This window comes from thiotrophic endosymbiont of Bathymodiolus puteoserpentis (Logatchev) (genome assembly GCF_900127505.1).
Classification (GTDB): domain Bacteria; phylum Pseudomonadota; class Gammaproteobacteria; order PS1; family Pseudothioglobaceae; genus Thiodubiliella.
The window spans coordinates 133,990-135,456 of sequence record NZ_UEXF01000019.1 but is presented as its reverse complement, the minus strand read 5'-3'; the positions used below and the strand labels follow the sequence as shown (position 1 = coordinate 135,456).

Sequence of the window (1,467 nt, the reverse complement as noted above, 5' to 3'; positions counted from 1 at the left end):
GTGCAGGGCTGCCAGCAGGGTTGTTTATGGGTATTGGCGGACTACGAGGCGGTAAAATAGGTGCTGATGGCAAAATGCACTACAACCCAGGATGGGAACCAGGCTCCATGAAAACCTTAGCCGCTCATGGATTAGCAGGCGGTATCGTGCAAGACAGAATGGGTGGTAGTTTTGGCGCTGGCTTCTTAGCGGGATCAGTTGGCTCTTACTTTGGATCCTCAGGCAAATCAAGTAAGGCTAATGAAATGATTGGCAATACTGCTATAGAGGCAGTTATTGGTGGCACCATCTCGATGATTGGCGGCGGTAAGTTCGCAAACGGGGCGCAGACGGGGGCGTTTAGGTATTTGTTTAATGATAATATGCATCGTAGTCTGATGTTTAGTGAACTTGCTTGGGAGCGTCAAGCTTCAGTATTTGATAATTATATTATGGGAAATGCTAATGAGGCTGATATGAATGCCACTTATGGTAAACAATTTGAAAAAACAGTAAAAAATTCCATGAAAACTGTTGCTAAAGTTTATGGAACAGCAGGTTTTGTTATTGTTGGAGGGCCTGCTATCAGTGGTGGTAAATTCTTACTACCTATACTTAAAGGTGTTTATTATAGAAATGCACATCATATGGATAAGGTTGTGGAATTTATTGAAGGTGTAATACCTGGTGTTCCACCTGCTAGTGGGGCGGGGGCAGCTGGTTATATATTTTCTAAAGAAATATATGATCCAGTTGAGTCTTTAAAATGATAGAATTTTTGAAAAGAAACTGGTTTCCATTTTTATGGATAGTTGGGTCATTTTATTCATTTAATGGTTATGGAGCATACGGCTGGAATTTAATTGGAATTCAAAAATATATTATTGGATCAATAGAGATATTTTTAGCTATTTGGATGTTTTGGATGTTAAATAAAAAAAGGTGAATTCGACTCATAAACGCACCACTCCCAATTGACGAGCATCAATACCCGTCCTTTCAAAAAACACCTGATAAGGTGTTTTAAATCCTGAATATTTTCTTGGTCTAGAATTCAATTTATTCACAGCCATTTTAACCTCATTGCTTGCAGGCAACATTTACCAAATACATCGTCTTTGGGAAGTATTGCCTTAAAAGACCATTAGCATTCTCATTTTGTCCACGCTCCTAGGAATGATACGCCTTGGCAAAGTAACTTTTACAATTGATGGATTTATTGACTTGTTTATGACCTGAGAACTCTTTGCCGTTATCATAGGTAATTGAATACACAAAACCTTTAACAGGTCTAAGCAAAGTGGGTCAAGTAAATTTCTTTCTGTAAATTCGCATCTATCCTATCAAATCCACCCCCTCGCTATAACTATCCTTATATTTTAAATGAATGTATATTAAATAGTCAACCCTTAAAAACCACACAACAAATTGATTTGTAACAATAAAACCAACAATAACCCTAGACAAATCAACCAACTTTTGTTTTAA

Annotated in this window: 2 pseudogenes; one reads left to right on the top strand and one right to left on the bottom strand. The window is 37.8% G+C overall.

Annotation, left to right across the window (positions count from 1 at the left end):
- Nucleotides 1–749 (top strand): annotated as a pseudogene (locus BHECKSOX2_RS02550) (hypothetical protein); the annotation flags it as partial.
- Between the two features lie 183 nt (nt 750–932).
- Here BHECKSOX2_RS02550 and BHECKSOX2_RS10580 read toward each other — a convergent pair.
- Nucleotides 933–1,278: pseudogene (locus tag BHECKSOX2_RS10580) on the bottom strand (IS30 family transposase); the annotation flags it as partial.
- Between the last annotated feature and the right edge of the window lie 189 nt (nt 1,279–1,467).